Raw genomic sequence first — 24,088 nt, 5'->3', positions numbered from 1 at the left:
CCGTCCGTCCAAAATCATTCGGTTTCGAACGGTACGCGGAGGAAGCCCTTACGGCAAGAAGGTTTTTGGGAGCATTGGAAGACACTGCAAACGCCCTGGTTGCATGCCATCCGTTTGATTGCGGCACGTCATGTCAGTTGCACTGGCCGACCGAGCTTTCGGCACAGACATGCTTCCCGTCGGTCCAGCGCGCACCCGACAGATCGGCATGGCGCAGGTCGGTGCCGGACAGCTTCGCTCCCGTCAGATCGGCACGCGCCAGCGACGCCCCCACCATCTTGGCATTGCGCAGGTCGGCTTCACGGAAACTGGCGCCGGTCAGGTCGGCGCGGGTGAAATCCGCTTCGATCAGGCGGGCCTTGTCGAAAAGCGCACCGGGGGCACTGGCGCTGATGAATTTCGCGCGGTAGCCATCGGCGTCGATCAGCTTCGCCTCGCCCAGGCTGGCGCGCTGAAAGCTTGCATCACGCAGCATGGCGCCGCTGAGATCGACACCGGTCAGCGTCTGCCCCTCCAGCGAGCAGCGCCGCCAGTTGACCTTCGGCTGCGCCGCCTCGGTGCAATCGGCCAGCGCCGGGCCGGCCGCCGCGAGTATGGTCAGCACACCGGCGGTGGCAAGAACGCAGGAACGGACGCAGAAGCGAATGGGCGGGACGGGTGCGGTTCTCATTCCTCGATAGATGGGGCTACCAACTGCCAACTCAACCACCCGGCCGCCGCAGGTGGGATTTGCGCTTACCCGGCGGCGCGGGAACCATCCAGCCGGGCAACCGCCCGCCCGGCCTGCGGTGGCCTGGGAAGCCCGGCATGCGCCGCAGCCTGTTCGGCCAGTGCTGCCGCGACGCCCGACGGGAAGGGAGATGTCTTGCGCGTGCCGAGATCGACATGCAGCAGCATGACCTCCGCCGTCGCCGCCAGCCATCCCTCCTCCGCATGGCGCATCTCGTGGAACAGGTGCAGGCGCTTGGCGTCGGCGCCGAGCAGCAGGGACTCGAAGCGCAGAGCCGTCCCTTCCGTCACTTCGCGGGCGTAGGTCAGATGCGCGTCGACGACGAAAACCGACCGGTTCTCCGCCACGACATAGGCCTTGCCGATCCCGAACCGGTCCAGCACGGCGTCCGTCGCATGGTCGAAGGCCAGCAGGTAATAGGCGACGTTCATGTGCCCGTTGTAGTCGATCCACTCCGGACGGACGGTTTCGCGGTGGAGGGTCAGGGGGGTGGTAGGGGTCATGGGATCCCGAGGAAGCGGATGATTTCGGTTCGCAGCGACTCGATCTCCGCCAGCCAGCCGGCGACCTCCGAAATCGGCAGTTCGGGGAGCGGATCGTCGAAAATGCCGGCTCCCGGATAACGAGACGCGCTGATGAATGTGGTGAGATGAGCCAGGGTGGCGACGCGGTGCGCCATTGGATGAACAACTGGAAGTCGGCCAACCAGGCTATCGATGTCATGGGTCTTCGGCGGCATCGTGCCGGCTGCCACAAGCAGGGTCTTGGCAAGCTTCTCGACCGCCTGCTGGCAGTGATAGGCCGCCATTTGGGGCTCCGGCTCGGGGCCATAAAGGTTGTTGCGGATCGCCTTCACATCGCGCTCCACAACTGACAGCCATGCCAGAACTTCCCTACGCGCCATAGACCCTGAGTCCCCGGCGCTTGACCTCGTAACTCAAGGTGCCCACGACGTCTTTGGACACTTCGTAATTGGTGCGCGTACAAGGAATGATGTCGGCCGGAATGCCGGTGCCGATCTTGGACGCATAGGCATAGCGGATCGACCGCCGTTCCTTCGGTGCGTCGTCCGGGACGATCACCAGCAGGTCGTAATCGCTGTCCTCGTCGAAATCGCCGCGCGCCCGGCTGCCGAACAGGTACACGGCTTCCGGCTGCAGAGCCGGAACGATCCGGTCCAGCAGGATTTGCAGCTTCTCGTCGTTGCGCGTGTCGACCACAGCCATCGGGTTCCTCCGCCGCCCATCCTAACACGGAACGGGCGGCGGAGGATCATCGCTCACGCAGAGGACATCACACCGAGAAGTACTTGGCCCGCGGGTGGTGCAGGACGATGGCCGACGTGCTCTGCTCCGGATGGAGCTGGTCCTCGTCCGACATCTCGATGCCGATGCGGCCGGCGTCCAGCAGCTTCAGCAACTGTTCCTGGTCCTTCAGGTTCGGGCAGGCGGGGTAGCCGAAGCTGTAGCGGCTGCCGCGGTAGGACTGCTGCAACAGCTTCTCCTTATCGCGGCTGTCCTCGGCGCCATAGCCCAGCTCGGCACGGATGCGGGCATGGACATATTCCGCCATCGCCTCGGTCATCTCGACCGACAGGCCATGCAGGTAGAGATAGTCCTGATAGCGGTTCTCGGCGAACCACTCGCGCGCCACGTCGGCGCAATGCTGGCCCATGGTGACGACCTGGAGGCCGATCACGTCGCGTTCCGGATCGGTCACGTCACGCAGGAAGTCGGCGATGCACTCGCCATCCTCCTTGGCCTGACGGGGCAGCGAGAAGCGGGCGGCCTCGGTGGTGCCGTCCTCCTCGAACAGGATGACGTCGTTGCCGTCGGCCGCCGCCTTCCAATAGCCGTAGACGGCGGTCGGGCGCAGGATTTCCTCCTTCGCCGCGATCCGGAGAATGCGGTCGAGCACCGGCCGCAGCTCCTTCTTCGCCCACTCCTTGAACTCCTCGAAGGATTTGCCATCCTTCCGGTAGCCCCATTGCAGCTGGTAGAGCATCCGCTCGTTCAGGTAGGTGACCAGCGTCTTCAACGGCACATGGTCGATCAGCTTCGGCCCCCAGAAGGGCGGGGTCGGCACCGGCACGCCCTCGGCCAGCCGGTGACGGCGGGCGCGGACGGCGTCCTTGTCGACCGGGCCGGTGGCGGCGCTGGTCGCCTGCCCCAGCACGCGACGGCGGTTGGTCGCCTTGCCGGCGCGCTTGGCCTGCTGGATGGCGAGCTGCTGGTCGAAGCTGCCCTCCACCACCTTGTCCATCAGGGTCAGGCCATCGAAGGCGTCGCCGGCGTAGGCGACGCGGCCGGAGCCGTAGGAGGCCACGCAGTCGCCCTCGACATAGGCGCGGGTCAGCGCGGCGCCGCCGAGCAGCACCGGCACCTCCAGCCCCTCGCGGGTCATTTCCTCAAGGTTCTCGCGCATCACCACGGTGGACTTGACCAGCAGGCCGGACATGCCGATGGCGGTGGCCTTGTGCTCCTTGGCGGCCTGGATGATGGCGCTCACCGGCTGCTTGATGCCGAGATTGACCACCTTGTAGCCATTGTTGGTCAGGATGATGTCGACGAGATTCTTGCCGATGTCGTGGACGTCGCCCTTCACGGTGGCGAGCACCAGCGTGCCCTTCTGCTGGCCCTCCACCTTCTCCATGTGCGGCTCCAGCCACGCCACGGCGGCCTTCATCGTTTCCGCCGACTGGAGCACGAAGGGCAGCTGCATCTTGCCGGCGCCGAACAGCTCGCCCACCACCTTCATGCCGTCGAGCAGGTAGGTGTTGATGATCTCCAGCGGCGGGTGGGTCTTCATCGCCTCGGCCAGATCGTCCTCCAGCCCGGTGCGGTCGCCGTCGACGATGCGCTCCTTCAGCCGGTCCTCGACCGTCTCGGCACGCGCCTTCTTCTTGGCGTCCGCCGCCTTGCGGCCCTCGAACAGGGCGATGAAGGCCTGGAGCGGGTCGTACCCATCAGCGCGGCGGTCGAAGATCAGGTCCTCGGCGGTCTTGACCTCCTTCTCCGGGATCTGGTGCAGCGGCAGAATCTTGGAGACATGGACGATGGCGCCCGTCATCCCCTTCTTCACCGCATGGTCGAGGAAGACCGAGTTCAGCACATGGCGCGCCGCGGCATTCAGGCCGAAGGAGACGTTGGACAGGCCCAGGATGATCTGGCAGCCCGGCATCTCGCGGGCGATCGCCTCGATGCCTTCCAGCGTCCAGATGGCGAGCTTGCGGTCGTCCTCGTTGCCGGTGGCGATGGTGAAGGTCAGCGGGTCGAACAGCAGGTCGGACGGGGCGAGGCCGTACTCGTTCACCGCAAGGTCATAGAGCCGCTTGGCGATGGCGAGCTTGCGATCCGGCGTCTTCGCCATGCCCTCTTCATCGATGGTCAGGGCGATGACGGCGGCGCCGAACTTCTTGGCGAGTTCCAGACGCTTGCGCGCCGGCTCCTCGCCATCCTCGAAGTTGATCGAGTTGAGGATCGCCTTGCCGCCATAGAGCGCCAGCGCCTGTTCCAGCACCTTGTACTCGGTGGAATCGATGACCAGCGGCGCGGTGACGGAGCCGGCGAAACGCGAGATGACCGCGTTCATCTCCGCCACCTCGTCGCGGCCGACGAAGGCGGTGCAGACGTCCAGCGAGTGGCTGCCTTCCTTGACCTGCTCGCGCGCCATCTCGACGCAGCCGTCCCAGTCGTTCTTCTCCTGCAGCTCGCGCCACTTCTTGGAACCGTTGGCGTTGCAGCGCTCGCCGATGGCGAAGAAGGCGTTCTCCTGGCGCAGCGTGACCTGGGAGTAGAGCGAGGCCACCGCCGGCACCCAATGGACGGTGCGGCCCTTCGGGCTGGGCCGGTGCGAGCCGGCCGGCGCCAGCTTGCGCAGCATCTGGTTCGCCGCCGCGATATGCGGGACGTTGGTGCCGCAGCAGCCGCCGACGAGATTGACCCCGTCCTCCGACACGAAGCGCTCCAGCCAATGGGCGAAGTCGTCGGCGCGCAGCGGGTAGTGGGTCTTGCCGTCGACCAGTTCGGGCAGGCCGGCATTGGGCTGAACCGAGATCAGGCCCGGCCAGTTCTGCGACAGCCAGCGCACATGCTCGCTCATCTCCAGCGGGCCGGTGGCGCAGTTCAGGCCCATCAGCGGCACGTCCAGCGCCTGGATGACGGTGGCGGCGGCGGCGATGTCGGTGCCGACCAGCAGGGTGCCGGTGGTCTCCACCGTCACCTGGACGAAGACCGGGGTGTCGCTGTTGGCCTCAAGCCGGGCGCGCTTGATGCCGTTCACGGCGGCCTTGATCTGCAAGGGATCCTGGCAGGTCTCGACCAGGATGGCGTCGGCCCCGCCGGCGATCAGCCCGGCAGCCTGGACATAGAAGCTGTCCTCCGCCGGCTGGTAGGCGATGTGGCCCAGGCTGGGCAGCTTGGTGCCCGGCCCGATCGAGCCGATGACGAAGCGCGGCTGCCCGTCCTTGAAGCCTTCCGCCGCCTCGCGCGCCAGCTCGACCGCGCGCTGGTTGATCTCGAAGGCCTTCTCGGAGATGCCGAACTCGCCCAAGGTCACCGGCGAGGCGCCGAAGGTGTCGGTTTCCACCATGTCGGCGCCGGCCTCGAAATAGCCGCGGTGGATGTCGCGGACGATGTCGGGGCGCGACAGCGGCAGGATGTCGGTGCAGTTTTCGTGCCCCCAGTAATCCTTCTCGACGTCGAGGTCGAGCGCCTGGATGCGGCTGCCGAACCCGCCGTCGCAAAGCAGAACGCGGTCACGCAGGGTGTCGAGGATGTGGGCCATGGGAATGCGTCTTGTCCGTTATTTGGCGGGTTCGGGGCAAAGGCGGGATCAGGTGAGGCCGTGGCGGTTGGCGGGCCACCAGTCCTCGTCAAGAAGCTGGTTCAGCGAGTAGGGGCAGTCGGCCGGAAGCAGATCGGCGGACAGTCTATCCTGCTCCAATCCCTCCGTCGCATAGTCGCGGCCACGCCGGTTAGCCTTGGCAAGGTCGATCTTGCCACGAAGGCTGGGGCTGGCCTCCAGACCGTCATTCGCTTGGTCACGCTGCTCGCGGACAGTGCGGCGCCAATTGCCGCGCGGATCGGCCGCCGGGGAATATTCCAGCTTCAGCAGATGCTCGATCACACGGACCAGCGCGCTTTCGACCGCGCGCAATTCCGACCGGCCCATGCTCTCGATCTCCTCCGCGACATTCTCCCAGTCGATCGGCATGTTGATGCGCTCGCGCGACGCCTCGCGAAGCAGGCGGGCCTGCTCCTCCGTCCAGGCGAGGAAATCCGTGTCGTATCCGATCCGGCTGTCCATGGCGCGAGCCCTTCTTCCGCGGATGTGCGGCGATTCTAGCACGAAACCGTGACGGCCGCGCCCTACCCGGCCACCGCTGCCGCCGCCGGCGCGGCCTTTGCCTTCACCCCCAGCATGCGGCAGATGGCGATGGTCAGGTCGGAGCGGTTCAGCGTGTAAAAGTGGAAGTCGTTCACGCCCTGTGCCTGCAAGGCCTGGCACTGTTCCGCCGCCACCGTCGCGGCGACGAGATGGCGGGTTTCCGGGTCGTCGTCCAGGCCCTCGAAGGTCTCGGCCAGCTTCGCCGGCATCGACGCGCCGCACTTGCCGGCGAACTCCACTGCACGGGCGAAGTTGGTGATCGGCAGGATGCCGGGGACGATCGGCACATGGATGCCGGCCGCGGCGCAGCGGTCGAGGAAACGGAAATAGGCGTCGTTGTCGAAGAAGAACTGGGTGATGGCGCGGGTGGCGCCGGCATCGACCTTGCGCTTCAGGTTGTCGAGGTCGAACTGGGCGCTCGGCGCCTCCGGATGGGCTTCGGGATAGGCCGCCACCGAAATCTCGAAGTCGGCGATGCGCTTCATCCCCGCCACCAGATCGGCGGCATAGGCGTAGCCGCCGGGGAAGGGTTCATACTTGCCGCCGACACCGCCCGCGGTTTCCGGCGGGTCGCCGCGCAGCGCCACCAGATGGCGGATGCCGGCATCCCAATAGGTGCGGGCGATGGCGTCGATCTCATCGCGGGTGGCGCCGACGCAGGTGAAGTGGGCGGCGGCCGGAATGCCGGTCTCCGCCTGGATGCGGCAGACGGTGGCGTGGGTGCGCTCGCGGGTCGAGCCGCCGGCGCCGTAGGTCACCGACACGAAGCCGGGCGACAGCGGAGCCAGCCGCCGGATCGACTGCCACAGGCTCTGCTCCATCTTCTCCGACTTGGGCGGGAAGAACTCGAAGCTGATGGACGGCAGCGCAGAGGTGGGCGCGGTCATGACGGAACTCCGCTGAGCGAGTGGGCTGGCTTCTGGATTTGCGGGGAAGGAATTTGCACGCCGGCCGCAACACGGGTGGCCGGCCAGATGGAAACGGTGAGCGGATCGCCCGGCAGATGCACCACCGGGCCGCAGTCGAGGGCGGACTGGCGGCACCAGCCGGCGACCTCGGCGTCGGCGAAGCCCAGGCGGCGGTGCGCATGCTCCTCGCGCAGGGCTTCCAGATGGTGGGGGGCGAAATCGACGATCAGCAGCAGCCCGCCGGGACGCAGCACCCGCGCCGCCTCGGCCAGGACGCCGGACGGAGATTCGGTGTAATGCAGCACCTGATGGATCACCGCGGCGTCGAAGGAGCCGGAGGGAAAGGGCAGCTGGTACATGTCGGCCTGACGGACATGGCAATGGCGCAGGCCCGCCTCCTCCAGCCGGTTGCGGGCGACGGCCAGCATCTCGCGCGACTGGTCTACCCCGATCGCGCGGTGGACGCGCCCGGCCAGCACCTCCAGCATCCGTCCGGTGCCGGTGCCGATATCCAGCAGCTCCTCCACCCCCTCTTTCGGGAACAGGCGCAGCAGAGCGGCCTCGACCTCGCCTTCCGCAACGTGAAGGGAGCGGATTTCGTGCCAGCGCGCGGCATTCTCACGGAAATAGGCGGCGGCGGTCTCCGAGCGGGAGCGCTTGATGGCGTCCAGCCGCTCCAGATCGAGGATGAGGGTCGCGTCGTCGGCGGGGATGGCGGCGACCAGAACGCGCGCCAGCTCGGCGGACTGCCCCTTCTCGGCCAGGCGGTAGAAGGCGAAGGTGCCCTCACGGAAGCGGTCGAGCAGGCCGGCGTCGCACAGAAGCTTCAGATGGCGCGAGACGCGCGGCTGGCTCTGACCCAGGATCTGGGTCAGTTCCGTCACCGTCAGCTCGCCATGCGCGCAGAGCGCCAGCAGCCTGAGCCGCGTGGTTTCGGCCGCCGCCTTCAGCGTCGCAAGCAGATCGTCCATCGCCTCACGTCCGATTCGGGCCTGAAAAGGGGCCTGGAAAGGAGATGCCCGGCCGCCGCACCATGCCCGGCCGATCCGGATACAGATATAAAGATATCTTTATGCCTCGTAAACCGCTTTTCGCGGCCGGCGCCGCCGACACTCCGTACCAGGTCACCGAAGGGCCACCTGGAGGCCATCCGATGCAGGCGGTCCGCGGCGAAATGCGGTGGAACGGAAGCTTTCCGGCCGTGTTGCGGCAAAGCCGACACAATCGCCGACGCCCTTCCGGTACCGTGCCGGCACATGCTGGTCAAAAGGCCAAGCCTGTGTTAGGTCAGGAAACGGTGGAAATTCTGCGATATCTCGCCCAATCTTCCTCCGGACCGCCTAGCCACCTTGCCAGGGTTGAGGACACCAGTCATCGGGGTCTTCGGTTGTGGACAGGAGATGCGGCGACCCGCACCGAGTCGAGCCCACAGATAAAGAGCCGTCGCACATGAAGCTGGCCAGCCTTTCCCGCTCCCTCCTCCGTACGGCCACCGTGTTGGCCTTCGCCCTGACGGCCACGGCCTGCGCGACCAACCCGGGCGACTCGGGCGCGAAGGACGGGGCCTATCAGGTCAACGATCCGTTGGAAGGTGCGAACCGCGTCGTCTTCGCCGTGAACGACGCCGTCGACACCGTGGCGCTGCGCCCGGCAGCCGAAGTGTATGTCGCCGTGGTTCCCGATCCGATCCGCGACGCCATCCATAACTTCATCGACAACCTGATGGCGCCGCTCTACATCGCCAACAACCTGCTTCAGGGCAACTTCGATGGCGCCACCGACGCCACCGGCCGTTTCCTGACCAACACCATCCTGGGCGCCGGCGGCATCGCCGACGTCGCCTCGCAGGCGGCCATCCCGCACGCGCCGGAGGATTTCGGCCAGACCCTGGCGGTCTGGGGCGTGGGCGACGGCCCGTATCTGGTCCTGCCGCTGCTTGGCCCTTCGAACCTGCGCGACACCGTCGGCTATGGCGTCGACACCGTCGGCGACCCGGTCCGCATCTGGGCCTACGCCCACAACGGCCAGGGCCTGATGTACACCCGCGCCGGCGTGAGCGCCGTCGACCGCCGCTCCGAAGTGCTGAAGTCGGTGGATGACCTGCGCCGCAACTCGCTGGACTTCTACGCCACCGTGCGCAGCCTCTATCAGCAGCAGCGTCAGGCGGCGATCTCCAACAGCAAGGGTCCGTCGACCCAGGAATTCCCGGACTTCACGACCGCTCCGAAGCCCTGATCGTCCGGCCATGCCACCGATGGGCGCCATCGATGGGATGCCGTCGATGGAACACCGTCGGCGGTCCGCCGCAGACAGTCCCGACCGGACGACTGCGGCGGCTTCCGGCGCGAAAGGCGGACCGCCACGACTGGCCGAAAGCGTCCTCGGCGCTCTCCAAAGGCCAGATGACCGTCAGCTGACTGCCGGATGATCGCCGAATGACCATTGACAAAGCCCCAGCAACAGCCACTTTTCGCCCCATCATGCTGACACGCCGCCAGTTTGTCGCGTCCGCTGCCCTGCTCGCGGTGAGCGGTTGGGCCGGGCACTCTTTCATCTCTCCCGCTGCGGCGCAGACCGCGGACCAGGGGGCAAGCGCGTTCATCCAGAAGCTGGGGAACGACGCCATCGCAACCTTCTCGGACAAGAGCCTGCCGCGCGATCAGGCGATCCAGCGCTTCCGCACTCTGCTGTACGCCGGCTTCGACGTGCCGTACATCGGACGCTGGGTGTTGGGCCGCTACTGGAACAGCGCCAACGAGGCGCAGCGGACCGAATACCAGAAGCTGTTCGAGCAGCTGATCGTCAACACCTATGCCGAGCGGTTCGTCGAGTATTCCGGCGAGACCTTCAAGATCACCGGCGTCGCTGCCGCCGGCGAGGCGGACAGCATGGTGACGACACAGATCGTCCGCCCAAGCGGCCCGCCGGTGAATGTCAGCTGGCGTGTGCGCAAGAACGGCGCCGATTACAAGATCATCGACGTGGTGGTGGAGAATGTCAGCATGGGCGTGACCCAGCGGCAGGAATTCGCATCCGTCATCGAACAGAATGGCGGCCGGGTCGACGGACTGATCCAGGCTCTGCGCCAGAAGGTTGGCAGCCGCGCCGGCTGACCTTTCCACCGCAGCGTTGCTTTCCAGCGAGCCCGGCCCCTGCAAAGGAGCCGGGCTTCGTCTTTTCAGGCCTCCGACGCCGCCTTCGCGGTGTTCCCCGGTACGGCGTCCCCCTCGCCGGCCTCGGTCATGGCGATGCCACGGGTTTCCGGCAGAAGCAGCGCCGCGAGCAGCAGGGCCACCCCGGCGGCCCCGGCCAGCATCAGGAAGGCGGCGCTGTAGCCCTCCCGCACCACCATCTGCCCGGCGGCGGCGGTGCTGAGCGAGGCGCCGATTCCCTGGAGGGTGGCGATGGCGCCCTGGCTGACGTTGAAACGCCCGGTGCCTTCGGTCAGATCGGCGACCACCAGCGGGAACAGGGCACCGAACAGACCCGCGCCCACCCCGTCCAGCAGTTGGACACCGACCAGCCAGGCGGCGTGGTCGGACAGGGTGTAGAGGACGCCACGCAACGGCAGGACCAGGAACGCCGCCAGCAGCAGGGGCTTGCGCCCCCAGCGGTCCGCCCTGGCCCCCACCAGCACCGCCATCGGCACCATGACCAGCTGTGCCGCAACGATGCAGAAGGACATCAGGCTGGTGCCCAGCGCCGGGTCCTTCATGGCCAGCTTCTGCCCGACCAGGGGCAGCATGGCGGCGTTGGCGAAATGGAACAAGGCGGCACAGCCGCCGAAGATCAGCAGCGGGCGGCAGCCCAGGATGACGCGCAGGCCGGACGGCGCCTCGCGGCCGCCCTCCCGGGCGGAGGCATGCAGCCCGCGGGCGACTGCGTGGTCGATGGCGTCGGCGGGAATGCCGGCGGTCGCCGCGATGCTGCACAGCGCCATCGCAGTCATCAGCCAGAACACGGCGACGGGTCCGAACGCATAGGCAGCGCCCCCCGCCAGCAGCGCCGCCACCGCATTGCCGGCATGGTTGAAGGACTCGTTGCGGCCGACCCGGCGGACGAAGGCGCGCGGTCCCAGCAAGCCCAGCGTGACCGCCGCGATGGCTGGCGGGAAGACCGCGCCGGCGGCACCGACGGCCGATTGCAGACCGGCGACGACGGCGAAGCCGTGCAGCCAGGGCAAGGCCAGCGATCCCACCGTGACCAGCAGCGCCGCGACGATGATGACGGCGCGCTTGTACCGGGTGCCGTCGACGAGCGCGCCGGCCGGCAGCTGTGCGGCGATCCCCGCCAGCCCGGCGAGTGTCATCACCAGCCCGATGTCGGCCTCGTTCCAATGCTGGACGGTCAGCAGATAGATCGCCAGATAGGGGCCGAGCCCGTCCCGCACATCGGCCAGGAAGAAGTTCAGCAGGTCGAGCGACCGGTGGGTCGCGGCGGCGTCGGTCATTCGTCACCCAGGATCGGTACGGAGAGCCCCGGCAGCAGAACGCCGGCGGAGCCGTTTGGGTCCGGCCGTTCAGAATCCGTGACGCGCCTGCACGAACGGGCTATCGTTGCGGCGACGCTGCTGTCTTTCGTCATACGGTGGATCCGGGAACCCGACGCCATGGCCGAACGCGATCCGAAAGAGATCGACGAACTCCGGACGATCATCCAGGCGCATCAGGCGTGGCTGAGACGGCCGTCCAGCGGCCGGCGGGCCGATCTCAGCTTCCGCGACCTGTCGCGGCTGAACCTGGAGCGGGTCTCGCTGGCCGGCGCCAAACTGGCCGGCGCCAATCTCAGCAACGCCCGCATGGTCAAGGCCGACCTGTCGCAGGCCGACCTGTTCGGCGCCGACATGGAGGCGGTGAACCTGTCCGCCGCCATCCTGACCGGAGCGGATCTGCGCGGCGCCAACCTGCACCGCGCGTTGCTGACCGACGCCAACCTGCGCGGCGCCGATTTCCGCGCGGGCGAGCTGGTGGACAGCGGCATGCAGGATGGGGGCCAGAAGGGAGCGCGCGGCACCGGCACCACCCGGCTGACCGAGGCGAAGATGGAACGGTCGATCCTGGCCGGCGCCAACTTCGCCGGCTGCGACCTGACCGGCGCCGACCTGAACGATGCCGACCTGACCGGGGCGGAACTGACCTCCGCCGTGCTGATGGGCACCGATTTCTGCGGCGCCAACCTTGATGGGGCGGTGTTCGGCAACACGGTGATGGACCACGCCACCCTGACCCGCACCTTCATCCCCTTCGCCCTTCCTCCCGACGCCATCGTCCGGCCGAGCTATACGGCCATGCCGGTCGCCGAGTTCATGGATCTGGTGGAACGGCACGAACGCTGGGTCGACAGCGGCGGGGCGGAGGGGGCGCGGCTCGACCTCGACCTCGTGTCGGTGGCGGGGGCGGATTTGCATGGGCGGACGCTGGCGGCCGCCCGGCTGCGCCGCTGCCGGCTGCCCGGTGCCCGCCTGACCAAGGCCAGCCTGGAGATGGCGGAGCTGTCCTATATCGACCTCGATGAGGCCGACCTGCGCGACGCCGTGCTGCGCGGTGCCACCCTGCGCCGCGCCTATCTGGCGCACACGCTGATGAACGGGGTGGATGCCCGCCCGGTACCGCTGGCCGGCGGGCGTGACTGGCCGGCCAATTTCGAAGGCGCCGACTTCTCCGACGCGGACCTGCGCGACTCCATGATGGGGTCGGCGATCGTACGCGGAGCGGTGTTCACCAAGGCGCTGACCGACCGGTCCGGCATCGACATGCCCGGCGCCTCCAGCCCCTTCCCTCCTCCTCCGCCAGAAGAGCGGCGGCGGCAGAAGCGCTTCGTCCGGCCCGGCATGGTCGTCCACACCGACCATGGCAGCTTCCCGGCGCGCAACTGGTCGGTGGGGGGCTTGTGCCTGCTGGCGGTCAACCAGCCCTACCAGCGCGGTCAGACCTTCCAGGCCCGCGTCGTCCTGACCGACCGGCAGGAGGTCGCCGCCGTCGCCAACCTCGTCGTCCTGCATCGTGACGAGGAGCGTGGGCAGCTGTCGGTCCGCTTCCACCAGTATGGCGACGACCTGAAGGCGCTGCTGAAGACCGCCTTCCTGGAACACCAGAAGATGGCGGGCTGACGCCGACAGTTCTTCGGCATTCCACCGGACCGTTCGATTGCACAGGATCGTTGATTCTCCGAAACGATCGCGGAACGATCCAAGGTACCTCCTGTTTGAAGGGAGCATGCCGGATGGGGGCACAACCCGCCGGTCGATCCCCGAATGGAGGCTCCCATGGCAGACGAGCAGAAGCCCAGAAAAGTTGGTGTGTATGACGGCGCCGACGGCGGAGCCGGCAGTTCGGGCATGAACTGGATGTGGATCATCCTCGGCCTGATCGTGGTCGCGATCGTCCTTTACCTCCTGTTCCGCTGATCCGGCCGCACCTGCCGCCATGACGGCCGATCAGGGACCGCCCCACGATGAAGGCGATGCGGTCATTCCCCTGCACGACGAGTCGGTGACCGTCGGCAAGCAGCAGGTGGAGCGAAGCCGCGTCCGCGTCACCACGCGCGTCAGCGAACGCGAGGAGATGGTCCGCCAGACGCTGGAGCAGGAAGAGGCCACCGTCACCCGCATTCCCATCGACCGGGAGATCGACGCCCACCCCGGTATCCGCCAGGAGGGGGACGTGACGGTGATCCCGCTGGTCGAAGAGGTGCTGGTGGTGGAACGCCGTCTGGTGCTCCGCGAGGAACTGCACATCCGCAAGAGTCGGCGGACCGTCGAGGTCGAGCAGCCCGTGACCCTGCGTTCCGAAGACGCGGTGGTGGAGCGTGTGATCACCCCGCCCTCCCCCGCCCAATTCCCCAATCAAACACCGTCTGAGGAGTAAAGCCGATGACCAAGACCATCGTCGCCCTCTACGACCACCGATCCGAAGCCGAAACCGCCTCCCGCGAGTTGCAGGCGGCCGGCTTCGAGTCCGGCGCCATCGAGATCCTGTCGCACAGCGACCTGTCCAGGGGCGACCTGTCCAGGGGCGACCTGTCCAGCGGCGGCTGGAGCGGCAGCGGCACCTATACGGGGGCTGCTTCCGCCGCCACCGGCTATGTCGCCTCGCCCAACACGGTGCCGGGCACCGGAAACGCGCTGGAGTCCGGGCTGGGCACCACCACGACCGGCACCGGCGGCATGCTGACCCGGCTGGCCGGCTGGGGCATTCCGAACCGGGATGCGGAGGTCTATGCCGAGGGGGTGCGCCGCGGTGGCTCGCTGCTGAAGGTCCAACTGGACGAAGAGGATGTCGACCGCGCCATGGAGGTGCTGGAGCGCGGCAATGTGGTCGATGTCGAGGAACGCGGCAGCGCCTATCGCACAGCCGGCTGGACCGGCTACGACGAGACCGCCGATTACTATGACGAGCAGTCGGCCGAGGAAGAGCGGCTGCGCTACTCGCCGGGCCATACCGCCATCGATACCACGAGCGGCACCACCGCCGGAACCGGCCTGACCGGTGCCGCCGCCGCCATGCGCGACGTGAACACCGACAGCACCCGCACCGGCACCGGCAAAGTGGGACGGGAAGAGCAGATCCCGATCGTCGAGGAGAAGGTCACCGTCGGCAAGCGCAGCGTCGAGCGCGGCGGGGTCCGCGTCCGCAGCTATGTCGTCGAGACCCCGGTCGAGGAGCAGGTGCGCCTGCGCGACGAGACCGTCACCGTCGAACGCCGCCCCGGCGGCTTGGCAGAGGGAAGCGCCGAGGTTCCCGCCGACGCCTTCCGCGAGCGCACCATCGAGGTGACGGAGACCGACGAGGAGGCGGTGGTCAGCAAGACCGCCCATGTCCGCGAGACGGTCGTGGTCCGCAAGGATGTCGAGGAACGCGCCCAGAGCGTCCGCGACACCGTCCGCCGCACCGAGGTCGAGATCGAGGACACGCGGGATGAAAAGCTGCGCGACCGCCGCACAGACCGGACGGACGACGTCACCCGCTGACCGGCCCAACCGTTCGCAGGCATGAAAAAGGCCGCCCCCTCCAGCCGGAGGGGGCGGCCTTTTCCGTTCAGCCTACAGGATCGGCAGCCGGGCTCAGCTGCGCACCAGCGGCTTGTACTTGATGCGGTGCGGCTGGTCGGCGTCGGCGCCCAGGCGGCGCTTCTTGTCGGCCTCGTAGTCCTGGAAGTTGCCTTCGAACCATTCGACGTGGCTGTCGCCCTCGAAGGCCAGGATGTGGGTGGCGATGCGGTCGAGGAACCAGCGATCGTGGCTGATGACCACGGCGCAGCCGGCGAAGGTCTGCAACGCGTCTTCCAGGGCACGCAGCGTGTCGACGTCCAGATCGTTGGTCGGTTCGTCGAGCAGCAGGACGTTGGCGCCGGACTTCAGCATCTTGGCGAGATGGACGCGGTTGCGCTCACCGCCCGACAGCTGGCCGACCTTCTTCTGCTGGTCCGGACCGCGGAAGTTGAAGCTGGAGACATAGGCGCGGCTGGGCATGGTCTTCTTGCCCAGTTCCACCAGATCCAGCCCGTCGGAGATCTCCTCCCACACCGTCTTCTTGGCGTCGAGGCTGTCGCGGCTCTGGTCGACATAGCCCAGCTTCACCGTGTCGCCGACGCGGAAGGTGCCGGCGTCCGGCCCGTCCTGCCCGGTGATCATGCGGAACAGCGTGGTCTTGCCGGCGCCGTTCGGGCCGATGACGCCGACGATGCCGCCCGGCGGCAGGCGGAAGGACAGGCCGTCGATCAGCAGGCGGTCGCCGAAGCCCTTGGCGATGTTCTCCGCCTCGATGACGACGTTGCCCAGGCGCGGCGGCACCGGGATGACGATCCGCGTCTCGCCCGACTGCTCCTTGCCGCTTTCGGCCAGCAGCGTCTCGTAGGCGGTGATGCGGGCCTTGCTCTTGGCCTGACGGGCACGCGGCGACTGCCGGATCCACTCCAGTTCGGTGGCCAGCTGCTTCTGGCGCGACTCTTCCTGGCGGCCTTCCTGCTCCAGACGCTTCTGCTTCTGCTCCAGCCAGGAGGAGTAGTTGCCCTCCCACGGAATGCCGGCGCCGCGGTCGAGTTCGAGGATCCAGCCGGTGACGCTGTCCAGGAAGTAGCGATCGTGGGTGACCAGCACGACGGTGCCCTTGTAGTCCTCCAGATGCTTCTGGAGCCAGGCGACCGATTCGGCGTCGAGGTGGTTGGTCGGCTCGTCGAGCAGCAGCAGGTCGGGCTTTTCCAACAGCAGCTTGCAGAGCGCGATGCGGCGCTTCTCACCGCCCGACAGCTTGCTCACGTCGGCGTCGCCGGGCGGGCAGCGCAGGGCGTCCATGGCGATCTCGACCGTGCGGTCGATGTCCCAGGCGTCGGCGGCGTCGATCTTCTCCTGCAGCTCGCCCTGTTCGGCCAGCAGCGCGTCGAAATCGGCATCCGGATCGGCCATCAGGTTCGACACTTCGTTGAAGCGGTCGAGCAGCGCCTTCGTCTCCTTCAGCGCCTCCATGACGTTTTCCTGGACGTTCTTGGTCGGGTCGAGCTGCGGCTCCTGCGGCAGGTAGCCGACCTTGGCGCCCTCGGCGGCCCAGGCCTCGCCCGAATAATCCTTGTCCAGACCGGCCATGATCTTCATCAGGGTCGACTTACCGGCGCCGTTGACGCCGAGCACGCCGATCTTCACACCCGGCAGGAACGAGAGCCAGACGTTGTCGAGAACCTTCTTGCCGCCAGGATAGACCTTGGTCAGGCCCTTCATGACATAGACATACTGGTAGGACGCCATGCGCCGCTCCGACCTTCCGAAAAGATGTGAGAATTGGCGCCGCCCAGTCCTTGCGGTTCTACGGCACCCTGTCGCTAGGGTCCGGTTTTAGCGCATAAGGGGCTTTCATGAAACCTTGTTGAGCCGCCCGGCCGGGATCGGGCCGAATCGGGAGGAAAAGGATTGGTCAGCCCCAAGGTCGAAATCTACGTCGATGCCGACGCCTGTCCGGTCAAGGCCGAGGTCTACAAGGTCGCCGGCCGCACCGGCTGCAAGGTCTGGCTGGTCGCCAATGCGCCGCTGCGCCTGCCAACGGAGTGTCTGGCGGAACTGGTGGTGGTCAGCGACGGTTTCGACGCCGCCGACAACTGGATCGCCGAACATGCCGGCCCGACCGACGTTGTGGTGACGGCGGACATCCCGCTGGCCGACCGCTGCGTGAAGCGGAACGCGGTGGTGATAGGCCCGACCGGGCGGCCCTTCACCCCGGACAGCGTCGGTTCGGCGCTGGCGACCCGCGCGCTGATGCAGGATCTGCGCGACATGGGCGTGGTCAGTGGCGGCAACGCACCGATGAGCCAGCGCGACAAGTCGCAGTTCCTCCAGACGCTGGATCAGGCAGTGCAGGCGCTGAAGGCGGGACGGCGGCCGAAGTTCCGGTGATGCGCTGACGGTGAAAGGAAAAAGCCCGGCTCCGGAGGGAACCGGGCCTTCCTATCCGATCTGGCGACGGAAGAAACCGCCGATCACTCCCAGCCGGCGACCTTCTCGCAGGCCTTGCGGGCTTCGGGATTGGCCTTTTCCCACTGGGTGATGGTGCGCGTCTCGTTGTTGTCCATCTTGTCGTTCATGCAGACGCAATACTTGTTCACGACCGATTCCGGGACCTTGGCGTCGGCATTGTCCTTCATGCACTGGGCCACCCATTTGGCGTTGTCGTCGGCCATGGCGGGCGCACCGGCGGACAGCAGGCCGAGCGACAGGAGACCAAAGGAAAGAGCGAGAGCGGCAGATTTCATGACCGGACTCCACATTGGGCGGCGCAGCGGGATCGCTGCACCGCGCCGACTGTCGGCATCCCCAATGGTAGGAGCGATAATCAACGTCGAACAAGCAAAGACTAATCCTTAAGGATTAGCCCGAACATTGTAAGCGCACAAAGATTCGCTTGTGATTAGACCCTGACGACCTTGCCCGGATTAAGAAGGTTATCCGGATCGAAAGCCCGCTTCAGGTCGCCCATGACGGCGAATGCTTCCCCGGTTTCCTGCTCCAGGAACGCCATCTTGCCATAGCCGATGCCGTGCTCGCCGGTGCAGGTGCCGCCCATCGCCAGCGCACGGCCCACCATCTTGTCGGCAAGGCGCTGCGCCTCCGCCAGTTCGGCCGGATTCTCGGGGTCGAGCACATAGACGAGGTGGAAGTTGCCGTCGCCGACATGGCCGACCATCGGCGCCAGCATGTTGGACTCGGCCAGATCCTGCTTGGTTTCCAGGATGCAGTCGGCAAGCCGCGAGATCGGCACGCAGACGTCGGTCGGCCAGCCCTTCGAGCCCGGACGCAGAGCCAGCGCCGCGTAATAGGCGTCGTGCCGGGCCTGCCACAGCTTCGTCCGGTCCTCCGGCCGGGTGGCCCAGGCGAACTCCATCCCGCCATGCTCGGCGGCGATGGCGGCCACCATCTCCGCCTGCTCCTTCACACCGGCCTCGGTGCCGTGGAACTCGAAGAACAGGGTCGGGGCGACGGCGTAGTCGAGCTTGGAGTATTTGTTGACGGCGTCGATCTGCACCTCGTCCAGCAGTTCGATGCGGGCGACGGGGACGCCGACCTGGATGGTCTGGATCACCGTGTCGACCGCGCCCTTGATGGTCGGGAAGGCGCAGACGGCCGACGAGATCGCTTCCGGGATGCCGTAGAGCTTCAGCGTCACCTCGGTGATGATGCCGAGCGTACCCTCGGAGCCGACGAACAGGCGGGTCAGGTCATAGCCGGCCGCCGACTTGCGCGCCCGGCCGCCGGTCTTGATGACGCGGCCGTCGGCCAGCACCACGGTCAGGCCCAGCACATTCTCGCGCATTGTGCCGTAGCGCACGGCATTGGTGCCGCTGGCCCGTGTCGCCGACATGCCGCCCAGCGAGGCGTTGGCACCGGGATCGATGGGGAAGAACAGGCCAGTGTCGCGCAGATGCTCGTTCAGCTGCTTGCGGGTCACGCCGGCCTGGACGGTGACGTCCAGATCCTCCGCGCTGACGCGCAGGATCTGCTGCATGCCCGACAGGTCGATGGTGATGCCGCCGGCCAGCGCCGCGATGCCGCCCTCCAGCGAGGTGCCGGTGCCGAAGGGGATGATCGGCAGCTTGTGCTTGGCGCAGATCTTCACGATCGCGCTGACCTCTTCGGTCGAGTTGGCGAAGGCAACGCCATCCGGCGGACAGGGGGTGTGATAGGACTCGTCCTTGCCGTGATGCTCGCGCACCGGCAGGGAGGTGGTGAACCGGTCGCCCAGCAGAGCCGTCAGCTCGGCCCGAGCCTCCTCGGTCAGGGCCGCGCGCGGCTGGGTGGTGGCGATGACGGTCATGGGTGTTGTCCTCCCCGGTCGGTGGTTCATTGGTATGACCAAGCGAGGCTAAGGCGGCGGGCAAGTGCTTGGCAAGACAGGCGATGCGCAAGGGTGGAATGCCGGGGTGCCACAGGTTGGCCGCAGATGCAGGAGCGCACCGCCACACCTGTTGCACCGGCGGCGCAACAGTCCCTGCAACACCTGTTGCAACGCCCCACCCCACCGCATCGCCTTGAACCGTTGAAAATCAAGAAAATCCGCTGAACTGACCATCTGGCACGGCGGTTGCTCTTACCCCCTCGAACCGCGCGTCGATCAGCGGCGCGCCGCACTGAGGGGGAGGTGTCATCTTGGCTCCGGTCGTCGGCATTGTCGCCAATCCGGTTTCCGCCCGCGACATCCGCCGGGTCGTCGCCAACGCCACCAGCCTGCAGATCGCCGACCGGGCGAACATCCTGCTGCGGGTGCTGGCGGCCCTGCATGCCTGCGGCGTCCGCGACGTTCTGATGATGCCGGAGAATGGCGGCATCCGCGCCCATGTCGAGCGTGGCATGATGCGGGCGAGGTCGCAAGGCGAGGGCATCTACCCGGCCCTCCATCCCGTCGCCATGCCGATCACCGGCACCGTCGCCGACACCCACCGCGCCACCGCCGAGATGCGGCGGGCCGGCGTGTCGGCGCTGGTGGTGCTGGGTGGCGACGGCACCCACCGGGCGGTGGCGGCGGACTGCGGGACGGTTCCCATCGCCGGCATCTCCACCGGCACCAACAACGCCTTCCCCGAACATCGGGAGCCGACGATCACCGGGCTCGCCACCGGGCTGGCGGTCACCGGCCGGGTGCCGCCACACATCGCGTTTTCCGCCAACAAGCGCATCGACGTCTCCCTCATCAACGGGGCGAACGGCGGCGCCGTCACCGAGATGGCGCTGGTCGATGTCGCCCTGGTGACGGAGCGCTACATCGGCGCCCGCGCCCTGTGGCGGACCGAGAATTTCCGCGAACTCTACGTCACCTTCGCCGACCCCGAGGTGATCGGCATGTCGGCCATCGCCGGACTGCTGGAACCCGTCGGCCGCGACGAGAGCGGCGGCCTGATGGTGCGGCTGTCGCCGGACGGGGATTGCCGCAAGGGCACCACCACCCTCCACGCCCCCATCGCGCCTGGAATGATGGCCCAGGTCGGCATCACCGACTGGCGCCGCATGCCGGCCGACGTGGCCTTCGTGCCGGAGGTCACCGCCGGCTCCATCGCGCTGGATGGCGAGCGCGAACTGTCCTTCAGCGAACGCGACCGTCTGTCCCTGACGCTGAGGGACGACGCCTTCCGCACGGTCAACGTCGCCGCAGTCATGCGGCACGCCGGCCAGAACAGGCTGCTGACCGGCACCCCGGTGCCCGTCGCCGCCGCCTTCTAACCACCAAACATCAATCAGGGAGAAAACACCTCATGGCCCAGAATCCCTTTCCCCTCGGCAAGGACGAGCTGCTGAAGGCCTACCGCACCATGCGGACGATCCGCGAGTTCGAGGAGCGGCTGCACGTCGATTTCGCCAAGGGCGACATCCCCGGCTTCGTCCACCTCTATGCCGGCGAGGAGGCCTGCGCCACCGGCATCATGATGCACCTGAACGACAACGACCGCATCGCCTCCACCCACCGCGGCCACGGCCACTGCATCGCCAAGGGCGTCGATGTCCACGCGATGATGGCGGAGATCTATGGCCGCAGCACCGGCGCCTGCCGGGGCAAGGGCGGGTCGATGCACATCGCCGACCTGTCCAAGGGGATGATGGGCGCCAACGGCATCCTCGGGGCCGGGGCGCCGCTGATCTGCGGCGCGGCGCTGGCGGCCAAGGTGCGCGGCGACCGCGGCGTCGGCATCACCTTCGTCGGCGACGGCGCGTCCAACCAGGGCACCTTCCTGGAAAGCCTGAATCTCGCCGCGGTTTGGAACCTGCCGGTGGTCTTCGTGGTGGAGAACAATGGCTATGCCGAATCCACGGCGATGGAATGGGCGGTGTCCTGTGACAGCTACGTCGACCGCGCCACCGGCTTCGGCATGCCGGGCGTCACGGTGGACGGCACCGACTTCTTCGCGGTGTACGAGGCGGCGGGCGAGATCATCCGCCGCGCCCGCGACGGCGGCGGCCCGGCCCTGCTGGAATGCAACATGGTCCGCTTCTACGGCCACTTCGAGGGCGACGCCCAGACCTACCGTGCCAAAGGTGAGTTGGAGGCGATCCGCGCGTCCCGCGACTGCCTGACCATCCTGTCGGAACGGGTGATCGAGGCCGGGGTGATCGGCCGCGACGAGCTGCAGGCCATCGACCGCGAGGTGAACGCGCTGATCGAGGACGCCACGCGCGCCGCCAAGGCCGCCCCGCTGCCGGCACCGGAAGACCTGCTGCGCGACGTCTACGTCGCCTACTGAGCCAACCCCAATCCAAGAGACGCGAAACGCGCGGAGGAAACACATGTCCCGCAAGATCAGCATGAAGCAGGCGATCAACGAGGCCCTGGACCTGGAGATGCGCCGCGACCCCACCGTCATCGTCATGGGCGAGGACATCGTCGGCGGCACCGGTGCGAAGGGCGAGGACGATGCCTGGGGCGGCGTGCTGGGCGTCACCAAGGGGCTGTACGCCAAGCATGGCGACCGGCTGATGGACACGCCACTGTCGGAATCCGCCTATATCGGGGCCGCCATCGGGGCCGCCGCCTGCGGGCTGCGACCGGTGGCGGAGCTGATGTTCCTCGACTTCATGGGCGTCTGCTTCGACCAGATCTTCAACCAGGCCGCCAAGTTCCGCTACATGTTCGGCGGCAAGGCCGAGACGCCGGTGGTGATCCGCGGCATGGTCGGCGCCGGCTTCCGCGCCGCCGCCCAGCATTCGCAGATGCTGACCCCGCTGTTCACCCACATTCCCGGCCTGAAGGTGGTCTGCCCCAGCAACGCCTATGACGCCAAGGGACTGCTGATCCAGTCGATCCGCGACAACGATCCGGTCATCTTCTGCGAGCACAAGAACCTTTACGGCCTGGAATGCGAGGTTCCGACCGAGAGCTACGCCATCCCGTTCGGCGAGGCGAACGTGCTGCGCGACGGCGACGACGTGACCATCGTCAGCTACGGCCTGACCGTTCATCGCGCGATGGAAGCCGCGGCGGCGCTGGCGAAGGACGGCACCGAGGCCGAGGTGATCGACCTGCGCACCCTGTCGCCGATCGACTGGGACACCATCGTCGAGAGCGTCGAGCGCACCGGCCGGCTGGTGGTTGTAGACGAGGCGCACCCGCGCTGCAACCTCGCCACCGACATCGCCGCCTTCGTCGGGCAGAACGCCTTCGGTGCGCTGAAGGCCGGCATCCAGATGGTGACGGCGCCGCACACCCCGGTGCCCTTCGCGCCGTCGCTGGAGGATCTCTACGTCCCCAGCGCCGACAGCATCGCCAGCGCCGTGAAGCGCACCCTGTCGCCCAAGGGCGCGTCGCCGCGGATCGCGGCCTGACAGACCGGCCTCACACCACACGGCACGCATGAACCGCCCCGCTCCCTCATTCCCGCCTCCGTGGGAGTGACGGGAGGGGTGTGCGCGAAGCAAAAAAGCATTCCCAGGAGACCGAGTTCCATGTTGAACGAGCGCATCAAGCCCATCGTCATGCCGAAATGGGGCCTGTCCATGTCGGAGGGCAAGGTCACCGGCTGGCTGAAGCGGCCGGGATCCACCATCTCCATCGGCGATGAGCTGCTGGAGGTCGAGACCGACAAGATCACCAATGTGGTCGAAGCGGGCGAGACCGGCGTGCTGCGCCGGGTGCTGGGCGAACCCGGCACCGTCTATCCGGTCAAGGCGCTGATCGCGGTTCTGGCCGAACCCGACGTGCCGGACGACGACATCGATGCCTTCATCAACGCCTATGCCGTCCCGGCCAGCGAAGACGACGGCGAGGCCGAGGCCGGCCCGCAATACCACACCGCCGAAACCCCGGCCGGCACCATCCGCTATGCCAAACGCGGCGATGGCGGGCCCACCGTCCTGCTGGTCCATGGCTTCGGCGGCGACCTCGACAACTGGCTGTTCACCATCGACGCGCTGGCGGAGAAGGCCACCGTCTACGCGCTCGACCTGCCCGGCCACGGCCAGTCGAACAAGCAGATCGCCGACCCCAGCCTGTCCGGCCTGTCGAAGGCAGTGCTGGGCTTCCTCGATACGGTCGGGGTGGAGCGCGCCCATTTCGTCGGCCATTCGATGGGCGGGGCGGTGTCGATGCGCACCGCGCTCGACGCGCCGGGCCGGGTGGCGTCGCTGTCGCTGATCGCGTCGGCCGGCCTCGGCGAGCAGATCGACCATGGCTACATCCAGGGATTCGTCGGTGCGACATCGCGCCGCGACCTGAAGCCGGTCCTGGAGACTCTGTTCGCCGACCGCGGTCTTGTCAGCCGCCAGATGGTTGACGACCTCTTGAAGTACAAGCGGCTCGACGGGGTGGACGAGGCGCTGCGGGCGCTGTCGGCATCGCTGTTCGCCGAGGGCCGGCAGGCCAGCGTGCTTGCCTCATGGATCGCGGACGCCGGGACGCCCACGCTGGTGGTGTGGGGCGAGGAGGATCGCGTCATCCCCGCCGACCATGCCCAGGCGCTGGCGAACACGGCCCAGGTCGCCGTCATCCCCGGCGCCGGCCACATGGTGCAGATGGAGGCGGCCGGCAAAGTGAACGCGCTGCTGAAGGACCACATCGCCAAGGCGGACTGAGGAGGCCAGCCCCTTCCCGCCCCTTTT

At 67.4% G+C, this 24,088-nt stretch carries 23 protein-coding genes; 11 read left to right on the top strand and 12 right to left on the bottom strand.

The window, feature by feature from the left end; genetic code table 11:
• Positions 1-133 precede the first annotated feature (133 nt).
• The 8 genes from E6C72_RS08115 to E6C72_RS08080 all read right to left on the bottom strand — a co-directional run bounded on the left by E6C72_RS08115 (position 134) and on the right by E6C72_RS08080 (position 7,997).
• Positions 134-670 (bottom strand): pentapeptide repeat-containing protein, encoded by a 537-nt coding sequence (locus E6C72_RS08115; RefSeq protein ID WP_109087137.1) that lies wholly within the window; start codon positions 668-670, stop codon positions 134-136.
• A gap of 65 nt (positions 671-735) precedes the next feature.
• On the bottom strand, positions 736-1,233 hold the full coding sequence (locus E6C72_RS08110; protein ID WP_109087138.1) for a thioesterase family protein: 498 nt from the start codon (positions 1,231-1,233) through the stop codon (positions 736-738).
• Positions 1,230-1,586, bottom strand: coding sequence for a HEPN domain-containing protein (locus tag E6C72_RS08105; protein ID WP_247875857.1), 357 nt, complete (start codon positions 1,584-1,586; stop codon positions 1,230-1,232). Before E6C72_RS08105 ends, E6C72_RS08110 begins: the two co-directional genes overlap by 4 nt.
• Positions 1,587-1,623: 37 nt before the next feature.
• On the bottom strand, positions 1,624-1,956 hold the full coding sequence (locus tag E6C72_RS08100) for a nucleotidyltransferase domain-containing protein (RefSeq protein WP_109087140.1): 333 nt from the start codon (positions 1,954-1,956) through the stop codon (positions 1,624-1,626).
• A 67-nt stretch (positions 1,957-2,023) separates the two neighbouring features.
• Positions 2,024-5,515: a methionine synthase gene (gene metH, locus E6C72_RS08095; protein ID WP_109087141.1), complete on the bottom strand. Its 3,492-nt coding sequence runs from the start codon at positions 5,513-5,515 to the stop codon at positions 2,024-2,026.
• Between the two features lie 48 nt (positions 5,516-5,563).
• The gene (locus E6C72_RS08090; protein WP_109087142.1) at positions 5,564-6,037 is read right to left on the bottom strand and encodes a DUF29 domain-containing protein; all 474 of its coding nucleotides are present in this window, start codon (positions 6,035-6,037) and stop codon (positions 5,564-5,566) included.
• Between the two features lie 62 nt (positions 6,038-6,099).
• Positions 6,100-7,005 (bottom strand): methylenetetrahydrofolate reductase [NAD(P)H], encoded by a 906-nt coding sequence (gene metF, locus E6C72_RS08085; protein ID WP_109087143.1) that lies wholly within the window; start codon positions 7,003-7,005, stop codon positions 6,100-6,102.
• Entirely contained in the window at positions 7,002-7,997 is a 996-nt protein-coding gene (locus tag E6C72_RS08080; protein ID WP_109087144.1) for a metalloregulator ArsR/SmtB family transcription factor, read from the bottom strand. Before E6C72_RS08080 ends, metF begins: the two co-directional genes overlap by 4 nt.
• A gap of 478 nt (positions 7,998-8,475) precedes the next feature.
• On the opposite strand from E6C72_RS08080, the gene E6C72_RS08075 reads away from it, so the two are divergent.
• Together E6C72_RS08075 and E6C72_RS08070 are read left to right on the top strand one after the other, a co-directional pair.
• Entirely contained in the window at positions 8,476-9,261 is a 786-nt protein-coding gene (locus E6C72_RS08075; RefSeq protein ID WP_169055136.1) for a VacJ family lipoprotein, read from the top strand.
• 200 nt (positions 9,262-9,461) lie between these two features.
• On the top strand, positions 9,462-10,139 hold the full coding sequence (locus E6C72_RS08070) for a phospholipid-binding protein MlaC (protein WP_247875858.1): 678 nt from the start codon (positions 9,462-9,464) through the stop codon (positions 10,137-10,139).
• A gap of 65 nt (positions 10,140-10,204) precedes the next feature.
• On the opposite strand, the gene E6C72_RS08065 is transcribed toward E6C72_RS08070, so the two are convergent.
• Complete coding sequence (locus tag E6C72_RS08065; RefSeq protein WP_109087147.1) at positions 10,205-11,476, bottom strand: MFS transporter; 1,272 nt, start codon at positions 11,474-11,476, stop codon at positions 10,205-10,207.
• A gap of 159 nt (positions 11,477-11,635) precedes the next feature.
• On the opposite strand from E6C72_RS08065, the gene E6C72_RS08060 reads away from it, so the two are divergent.
• The 4 genes from E6C72_RS08060 to E6C72_RS08050 all read left to right on the top strand — a co-directional run bounded on the left by E6C72_RS08060 (position 11,636) and on the right by E6C72_RS08050 (position 14,995).
• Positions 11,636-13,135 (top strand): pentapeptide repeat-containing protein, encoded by a 1,500-nt coding sequence (locus E6C72_RS08060; RefSeq protein WP_109087148.1) that lies wholly within the window; start codon positions 11,636-11,638, stop codon positions 13,133-13,135.
• Between the two features lie 156 nt (positions 13,136-13,291).
• A complete protein-coding gene (locus tag E6C72_RS31720) occupies positions 13,292-13,432 on the top strand; it encodes a hypothetical protein (protein ID WP_158280202.1) in 141 nt (46 codons plus the stop codon).
• Between the two features lie 19 nt (positions 13,433-13,451).
• Entirely contained in the window at positions 13,452-13,892 is a 441-nt protein-coding gene (locus tag E6C72_RS08055; protein ID WP_109087149.1) for a YsnF/AvaK domain-containing protein, read from the top strand.
• A gap of 5 nt (positions 13,893-13,897) precedes the next feature.
• Complete coding sequence (locus tag E6C72_RS08050) at positions 13,898-14,995, top strand: YsnF/AvaK domain-containing protein (RefSeq protein ID WP_109087150.1); 1,098 nt, start codon at positions 13,898-13,900, stop codon at positions 14,993-14,995.
• Between the two features lie 93 nt (positions 14,996-15,088).
• On the opposite strand, the gene ettA is transcribed toward E6C72_RS08050, so the two are convergent.
• Entirely contained in the window at positions 15,089-16,765 is a 1,677-nt protein-coding gene (gene ettA, locus E6C72_RS08045) for an energy-dependent translational throttle protein EttA (RefSeq protein WP_109087151.1), read from the bottom strand.
• A gap of 162 nt (positions 16,766-16,927) precedes the next feature.
• Here ettA and E6C72_RS08040 point away from each other — a divergent pair, with 162 nt between their 5' ends.
• The gene (locus tag E6C72_RS08040) at positions 16,928-17,407 is read left to right on the top strand and encodes a YaiI/YqxD family protein (RefSeq protein WP_109087152.1); all 480 of its coding nucleotides are present in this window, start codon (positions 16,928-16,930) and stop codon (positions 17,405-17,407) included.
• 83 nt (positions 17,408-17,490) lie between these two features.
• On the opposite strand, the gene E6C72_RS08035 is transcribed toward E6C72_RS08040, so the two are convergent.
• Both E6C72_RS08035 and E6C72_RS08030 read right to left on the bottom strand, forming a co-directional pair.
• On the bottom strand, positions 17,491-17,763 hold the full coding sequence (locus E6C72_RS08035) for a hypothetical protein (protein ID WP_109087153.1): 273 nt from the start codon (positions 17,761-17,763) through the stop codon (positions 17,491-17,493).
• Between the two features lie 155 nt (positions 17,764-17,918).
• Complete coding sequence (locus E6C72_RS08030) at positions 17,919-19,322, bottom strand: FAD-linked oxidase C-terminal domain-containing protein (protein ID WP_109087154.1); 1,404 nt, start codon at positions 19,320-19,322, stop codon at positions 17,919-17,921.
• Between the two features lie 332 nt (positions 19,323-19,654).
• On the opposite strand from E6C72_RS08030, the gene E6C72_RS08025 reads away from it, so the two are divergent.
• The 4 genes from E6C72_RS08025 (at position 19,655) to E6C72_RS08010 (ending at position 24,061) form a co-directional block, all read left to right on the top strand.
• Positions 19,655-20,722, top strand: coding sequence for an ATP-NAD kinase family protein (locus E6C72_RS08025; protein WP_109087155.1), 1,068 nt, complete (start codon positions 19,655-19,657; stop codon positions 20,720-20,722).
• A 32-nt stretch (positions 20,723-20,754) separates the two neighbouring features.
• Complete coding sequence (locus E6C72_RS08020) at positions 20,755-21,738, top strand: thiamine pyrophosphate-dependent dehydrogenase E1 component subunit alpha (RefSeq protein ID WP_109087156.1); 984 nt, start codon at positions 20,755-20,757, stop codon at positions 21,736-21,738.
• A gap of 43 nt (positions 21,739-21,781) precedes the next feature.
• Positions 21,782-22,816, top strand: coding sequence for an alpha-ketoacid dehydrogenase subunit beta (locus E6C72_RS08015; RefSeq protein ID WP_109087157.1), 1,035 nt, complete (start codon positions 21,782-21,784; stop codon positions 22,814-22,816).
• A 120-nt stretch (positions 22,817-22,936) separates the two neighbouring features.
• A complete protein-coding gene (locus tag E6C72_RS08010; RefSeq protein ID WP_199228822.1) occupies positions 22,937-24,061 on the top strand; it encodes an acetoin dehydrogenase dihydrolipoyllysine-residue acetyltransferase subunit in 1,125 nt (374 codons plus the stop codon).
• Positions 24,062-24,088: the final 27 nt, after the last annotated feature.

The organism is Azospirillum sp. TSH100, assembly GCF_004923295.1.
Lineage (GTDB): Bacteria > Pseudomonadota > Alphaproteobacteria > Azospirillales > Azospirillaceae > Azospirillum.
The sequence above is the reverse complement of the archived record's forward strand: the minus strand, read 5'-3'. Positions and strand labels throughout refer to the sequence as shown.